Below are 7,761 nucleotides of genomic sequence, written 5' to 3'. Positions count from 1 at the left end.
TTGCATTATGGCGTGACTACACTGCTGAAATGACGGCTTGAAAAACACACGTGCAACCTGCTCGATGCCTTGATCAAACAACTTGGCAATGCCGATGAAAGAGCTGTCGGAACACCACGTGCAGTTCGGGAAGTCGAGAGGATCACTTTACGACGCGTCGGTATAAAATGGGACTTCCGGTTTAAGGTCTGAATACCGAGCGGACATATATAAGGGACCAGCATATTTAGACGCGACTAAAATATCATTCTCAGTTCGCAAACCATTTCCTCCTTTTTTTACAACGACGTACACGTTTGGCGCGATCACGGCCTGGGCAGCGTTTTCATATTGGAAGTGACTTCGCGTGACTCCAAACCCGCTCTCTCAACATATCGCCAGCATGGAAATAGATCCGTGTTGGAGATCCCAATGACTTTGAACAAAACTTTGTCATATCGAAAAATGACCGCGGTTGACCGGAAGCGCGGCACATCGCTTGCTGGCTGGACATCGATACTGCTGGCATCCTTCACTGCCTACGCAAATGCCGAGTCGAATCATCGCGGCTGCGTTGACGGAACGATGCAGATGAAAGTGGGTGTTTTCTATGATGAGTACCAGTGGTGCGGCATCAACGGGGGTACCGGCCAAAACAGCAGCATATGTAAGGACGTAACGACTGTGAACAAAATGGTTCCTGGTGTGGAAGCATTGTTCCAAGACAACCCTGACACAAACAGAGCTGTTGTCTTCCGGGGGAGACCTACGAAGCACGGAGATTATTCTGGATATGTAGACGCTATCGCCATAGGCGGGGGCATCGGGGGGCGCTTGACTTGTCGAGCCCACGTAGCAAAGCCAGACATAGTACTTAAGTATCCAAATTTGCCGTCCGAGAGGGTTGGGCAACCGGTGACGCCGCACGGTGGTGCTTCAGGCGGCATTGATCCATATGGTTTCAAATTGGCGTCGGGCAGTTCGCTTCCACCAGGACTCACTCTGGATAAAACGGGTGGCCTATCAGGCGTGCCGACAAGAGTAGGGACATATTCCTATGACCTGATTGTAACTGACTCGATGGCCTACACAGCCACTATAAAGCAAACAATCGTCATTGCTGAAGCACCGACGGTTGATCTTGATCTCGGCTCGCTGCCAGGCGGCAAGGTTGGTCTCGACTATGCAGCACACAAGCTGGCAGCTTCCGGTGGCACGGCACCTTACAGCTATGTCGTCTCCGGTCTGCCCGCTGGCCTGACCTTTGACGGTGTTGACACCATCTCCGGCAAGCCAACGGCTGCAGGCAGCTTTGACGTCAATGTCACGGCAACCGACGCTGAAGGTTATACGGCGACCAAGTCGCAGACGATCGTCATTGCTGAAGCACCGGTGATTGATCTCGACCTGTCGGCCATGCCTGCGGGCAAGGAAGGCCTCGACTATGCGCATACGCTCGTCGCAACCGGCGGCACCGAGCCTTACAGCTATACCGCAACCGGTCTGCCGGCTGGCGTCACCCTGAACGGCGACACGCTTTCGGGCAAGCCGACCACGGCTGGCAGCTATGATGTGACGATCACTGTCACGGATGGCGAAGGCTATACGGCGACCAAGTCGCAGACGATCGTCATTGCTGAAGCACCGACCGTTGATCTTGATCTCGGCTCGCTGCCAGGCGGCAAGGTTGGTCTCGACTATGCAGCACACAAGCTGGCAGCTTCCGGTGGCACGGCACCTTACAGCTATGTCGTCTCCGGTCTGCCCGCTGGCCTGACCTTTGACGGTGTTGACACCATCTCCGGCAAGCCAACGGCTGCAGGCAGCTTTGACGTCAATGTCACGGCAACCGACGCTGAAGGTTATACGGCGACCAAGTCGCAGACGATCGTCATTGCTGAAGCACCGGTGATTGATCTCGACCTGTCGGCCATGCCTGCGGGCAAGGAAGGCCTCGACTATGCGCATACGCTCGTCGCAACCGGCGGCACCGAGCCTTACAGCTATACCGCAACCGGTCTGCCGGCTGGCGTCACCCTGAACGGCGACACGCTTTCGGGCAAGCCGACCACGGCTGGCAGCTATGATGTGACGATCACTGTCACGGATGGCGAAGGCTATACGGCAAGCAAGTCGCAGACCCTGGTCATCGAGAATGCTTCGGCCATCAGCGTTGACCTCAGCACATTGCCTGCCGGCAAGGTCGGCCAGGATTACGGCTCGCATAAGCTTGCTGCAACCGGCGGTACGGAGCCTTACACCTATGTCGTCTCCGGTCTGCCGGCTGGCCTGACCTTCGACGGTGTTGACACCATCTCCGGCAAGCCGACTGTGGACGGTTCGTTCGAAGTTGCTGTCACGGTTACGGATGCCGAAGGCGCCACCGCCACCAGCAAGCAGACTGTGGTCATCGAGAAGGCTTCGGCCATCAGCGTTGACCTCAGCACATTGCCTGCCGGCAAGGTCGGCCAGGATTACGGCTCGCATAAGCTTGCTGCAACCGGTGGCACGGCACCTTACACCTATGTCGTCTCCGGTCTTCCGGCTGGCCTGACCTTCGACGGTGTTGACACCATCTCCGGCAAGCCGACTGTGGACGGTTCGTTCGAAGTTGCTGTCACGGTGACCGATGCGGAAGGCTTCACCGCCACCAAAAAGCAAACGGTAGTTATTGCTGTCGCAACGCAGATCGAACTCGTTGCCCTTCCAGACGCTGAGCAGGGCAAAAATTACGGTCCGCATCAGTTGCAGGCATCGGGCGGAACCGGTCCTTACAGCTACGTCGTCACCGGTCTGCCGGCTGGCCTGACCTTCGTCGGCAACACCCTGGCTGGAATTCCGACGACAGCCGGTACCTTCCCGGTCTCCGTGACCGTCACCGATGCCGATGGCAATGCTGTGACCCATGTCGTGACCTTTGTCGTCCGTGTCCCTGTTCTTCCCGATCCATCGCTTGATCCGGAAGTGATCGGACTGGTCAATGCTCAGGTCCAGACTGCAAACCGCATGGCAAAGACGCAGATCCGTAACTTCCAGCAGCGCCTCGAACAACTTCACGGGGAAGGCGACTGCCGTCAGGATTCCATTGGTCTGAACGTCGGTCTCGACGGAGCCAACCTCAATCCGAAGATGCCGGAAGCCTGCTCTGGACGTGAACTGTCGCTCTGGACTGCCGGTGAAGTGAACATCGGCAAGTCATCCTCCGACGAGCATGCAAAAGACAGGAAGCTTGAACATACCAGCATTGGGGTCAGTGGCGGTGTCGATTACCGTTTCTCGCCATCCTTCATCGGCGGCATCGGCTTTGGCTATGGCAAAGACACCACCGATATCGGTCAAAACGGGACAAAAAGCCGTGCGACCATGACCTCGCTTGCAGCCTATGGCAGCTATCATCCGGGCAAGAACTTCTACCTCGATGGTGTCATCGGCTATGGTTGGCTGAACTTCCAGAGCGATCGCTTCGTTACCGCAACCGGCGGTATGGCAAACGGTGAGCGCAAAGGACAGCAGATCTTTGGTTCTGTCACCCTTGGCTACGACTATCGCAATGAAGCCTGGCTTCTGTCACCATATGTGCGGGCAGATGCAGCCCATACGAAACTGTCTGCATTCTCTGAAACCGGTGCGGGGATCTATAACCTCACCTATGGCGATCAGACAGCTGACCTCTTATCGGCAACCATCGGTCTTCGCGGTGAGTATTCGATCCCAATGTCCTGGGGTGAGCTGAAGCCAAAGGCCCGCCTCGAATATAGCCATGACTTCGAAGGCTCAAGTCGCGTCAAGCTTGGCTATACCGACATCGGCGCAATGCTTCCCTACACCATCGACGCCGACGCAGGATCAAAGGACAACTTCAAAATTGAAGCGGGCTTTGATGCCAAGATCACAGGCGACTGGACTGCTGGTTTCGATTACAGCACCCAGATCGGCACTGGTGGTGGAAAGCTTCAGCATGGATTCCGCTGGAAACTCTCCAAGCAGTTCTGATCGAAACAAGACTTGTCCTGTCCGGCCCACAAGGCCGGACAGGCGCACAACAAGCCAATACAGCCAAAAGTGTTACCTGGCGAACTATCCTCACGTACTGATGAATATCATCTAAAAATGAGAGAGATCATGAAGCACTACGTACCCAACAGGCCGATCATCAATGAACTCAGTCAAAAGTTAAACGCACTTGCCAATCCCAACAGGCTTTCCATCATCGCGCATCTAAACAATGGTGAAATGACCGTAGGGACACTGGCCGATGCGGTCGGACTTGGACAATCTGCTCTGTCACAGCATCTATTGAAAATGAAGATCATTGGTCTGGTCCAGGCACGCAAAAAAGGACAGTTGCGATTTTATTCTCTCACCGACGAACTATCCAATTCCCTCATCGGAAGTGCGGTTGTGAGCGAATTGAAGAGAAGACACACTATCAGATGAGATGGCATTGGTCGCCGAATGTATTGGCTGGGCGACAGAAACCGTTCCGCAACGACGCGGGCACATCCTTTTAATCAACTCGTAACGATATCGGCGGAATTTGCCAGTAAATTACATTAATAGCTATTGATTTAGAACATAATAAATAAAGATAAGTGAGAAATTGCCTGACCATTAATATTCGGGGGCCTATGAACAGTCTCAAGCGCATTGATCGGCGGACGATAACTTTATACTGGCTGGCTACTGCAATCGTCGCCTGTGTCGTGCTTCTGGGCGCGGCGATAATAATTTATAGGGATTATAATAATCGTATCAATGCAGCAGGCCAGCAAGTGATGTCGTTGGCTCAGGCTTTGGCTGAACATACTACCCAGGTTTTCACGAAGCTTGATGTGCTGAGCTGGGCTCTCGTTGAAGATCAAACTGACATGATCGTTGACGAAATCATGTTGTCAGAGGTGATGCGCAGGCGTGCAGCTGCTGAGCCTGCGGTCATGGGCATTGCGACAATTGACAAGAACGGGATTGTCACGGCCAGCGGTATGGACGATTACCCAATCGGTCGCAACGTTAGCAATGCCAAGAACTACAGAATATTAAGTCAGGAAAACTCTCCCCAAGTCTCTATTAGTGAACCCTATAGGGCATCGAACGGCATACCGGACGGAGCCGGCGGCTGGGCTATGAACTATGCCCGCCGCATCAACGACCATAAAGGGAATTTCAATGGTTACGTCCTGATCGTTGCGAACGAGGCCTATTTGTATGGCTTTTACCGACGGTTTGAGGATCAACACGGCTTGATCCTCGGTTTGATCGGCAAGGATGGAATTATTCGCGCGTCGAATGAAGACGCAGCAAATGGTGATACCATATCGGGTAATATGGAGCAGCATATCAATGAGGGAGATGGTATCCGCATAGAAACATCACGCCGTACCGGTGAAGAATGCATCTATGCTCATTACCAAACTGCGGCGGCTCCCCTTGTTGCCTTGGTCGGGGTTCCGACGGCCCCGATATATAGATCCTGGCTCATTGCGTCTTCCCTGACGCTCGGCGCATTGTCAGCTCTATTTGCGGCATTGGTCGCGATTGGGATACTTCTCGGCAAGTTTGTAAAAAACAGAAATGCTCTCACCATATCCGAGATACAAGTTGCCGGAGAAAGACGTGAAAAAGAATTTCTAGAAACAATAGTCAATACAGGGGCGGTTCTTATGATGGTGACCGACTCCAAGGGAAAAGTACTTGTCGCAAATCACGCCATACGGGAGCTTTTTCCAGAAATTCAGCATGAGGATGAGAACGGCGATCCGGTCTCTCATATTCTTGGCAAGCTCTTTTCGGAAGTGGTTGATGAACTGCCCTGGCAGGCCATTAACAACGTTTCATTGCCTTCTGGCCAGAAAAGAGCACTTTCCTGGTCGGTATCGCCGATCCTTAATCCAAAGGGCGATCTGAAGAATGTCGTGGCGATTGGACTGGACATAACAGAACGACGTGAGGCGGAACTTGCCATCTACCAGTCAGGAAAACTCATAACGCTCGGAGAGGTCGCGACTGGTATAGCGCATGAAATCAATCAGCCACTCGCAACCCTGGCTATGGGCATATTTAATCTCCAGACGCGTGAAGAGCAGGACAGACTTGACCGCGTGACGATTAAAGAGGGCCTGGCCGCGGCGGCGTCGCAAGTTGAGCGGGCTGCGAAAATTGTGAAACATATGCGTGTTTATGGTCATCGAGGCGGTGGAGACCTTGTGGCGATCGATCCGGCAGACGCAATCGACGGTGTCCTTACCATGATCGGAAGGCAAATTCAAAATCAGGGCATAGAAATCAAATATTCTAGGAACCCTGCAGATGGTCGAGTGCTGGCCGAACTGGTGCTGCTGGAACAGATACTGTTCAACCTGATTCTGAATGCCCGCGATGCAATTTTAGGGGATCGCAATCATGAAGCGGAAACAGGAAGCTTCATTGAAATCAGACTGGAGAATACGGCTCCCGATCAGGAAACAATAGTCGTTTACGACTCTGGGCCAGGGATTCAAGCCGAAATTGTCGATCGGATTTTCGATCCATTCTTCACCACAAAGCCAGTCGGAAAAGGGACGGGCCTCGGCTTATCACTAAGCTACGGCATGGCACAGGATATGGGCGGTAAGCTGTCTGCGTCCAATGGAGCGATGGGTGCAGAATTCCGTTTGACGCTACGCAAGGCACAAGCAGCGCAGGGGAATACATGACCGGTTCGACCGAAAATCCATCGACTGTTCTTCTGGTCGATGACGAAGAACCATTGCTTGATGTACTCGGCACTGCATTGGCCGATGCCGGCTATGATTGTGTCAGAGCATCCAACGCGGTTGCCGCATTAAAGTTGTTGGATAGAACCCCTGAGATAGACATCGTTGTCAGCGACATCCGGATGCCTGGCATGGATGGTATTGAGCTATTACGCACCATTCGTAATCGATATCAGGAACGAAACTGGCTTCAAGTGATTTTTATCACGGGTCACGCAGATATCGATAATGCCGCTGAAGCACTCAGGCTGGCTGCTGTCGATTTTTTACAAAAGCCTGTTCAAGGACTGGAATTTCTCAACGCGGTTGGCAAGGCCGCAATTAGATCACGCCAGCTGAGATCAGAAATTAGCTTACGGCAAGAGAACGCAGTTCGTTGGGATCGCCTAATGAGCGAAGTTCAACAACTCGGCAATAGTATTCGAGCACCACTTCAGGACAACACAGAAAAAACGGATGTTCCGGCAAATTCGACGCCTTCTTCGCGCATTCAATCCTTCACCGCGCCAAGCAAGGAGCGGCTTCTAGATCTGTTGCGCATACGGGATGTCAGGACGCAATTTTTCCCTGGCAAACTCTTTGTCGATCCCGCCTGGCATATGCTTATGGAGCTGATGGAAGGTCATTTGACAGGGGCCCAATCCACTGCTTTCAATTTATACGTCATTTCAGGTGTGCCTCTCGCGACCGCATCGCGACGTCTTGACGATCTGACCAAATCCGGCCTGGTCCATCGCTGGGTCGATCCGACAGATGGACGGCAGCAGATCGTCCGACTAACCGACAGGGCCATAAGATTGATGACCTCCTATCTCACCGAGCTCGATCAGCAATTGAACGATACTTAGCGTATCGTTCAAAACCGACTTCCTTCACAGTGGATATGAAAGACGGCTCCAAAACTACGCGCATTGCGCTTTAACAGGCGGTATTCACTTTCATAATGGGAGCATTTATCTCCGCCGCTGAATAATTCAGTCTATTATATAAGCATCACGTAAAATATACTTTCATTTTGAAATGAATATAT

General features: G+C 52.7%; 4 protein-coding genes. All 4 read left to right on the top strand.

Features of this window, described 5'->3' with window-relative positions; all coding sequences use genetic code 11:
* Positions 1-411 precede the first annotated feature (411 nt).
* The 4 genes from D8666_RS20195 (at position 412) to D8666_RS20180 (ending at position 7,579) form a co-directional block, all read left to right on the top strand.
* The gene (locus D8666_RS20195; protein WP_121539191.1) at positions 412-3,972 is read left to right on the top strand and encodes a putative Ig domain-containing protein; all 3,561 of its coding nucleotides are present in this window, start codon (positions 412-414) and stop codon (positions 3,970-3,972) included.
* 129 nt (positions 3,973-4,101) lie between these two features.
* Positions 4,102-4,416 (top strand): ArsR/SmtB family transcription factor, encoded by a 315-nt coding sequence (locus D8666_RS20190; RefSeq protein ID WP_167836134.1) that lies wholly within the window; start codon positions 4,102-4,104, stop codon positions 4,414-4,416.
* Between the two features lie 191 nt (positions 4,417-4,607).
* Entirely contained in the window at positions 4,608-6,671 is a 2,064-nt protein-coding gene (locus D8666_RS20185; protein WP_121539189.1) for an ATP-binding protein, read from the top strand.
* A complete protein-coding gene (locus D8666_RS20180) occupies positions 6,668-7,579 on the top strand; it encodes a response regulator (protein WP_121539188.1) in 912 nt (303 codons plus the stop codon). The genes D8666_RS20185 and D8666_RS20180 overlap by 4 nt, the downstream gene beginning before the upstream one ends.
* Positions 7,580-7,761 lie beyond the last annotated feature (182 nt).

The organism is Ochrobactrum soli (genome assembly GCF_003664555.1).
Taxonomy (GTDB): domain Bacteria; phylum Pseudomonadota; class Alphaproteobacteria; order Rhizobiales; family Rhizobiaceae; genus Brucella; species Brucella teleogrylli.
This window is presented reverse-complemented; position numbering and strand designations above follow the sequence as displayed.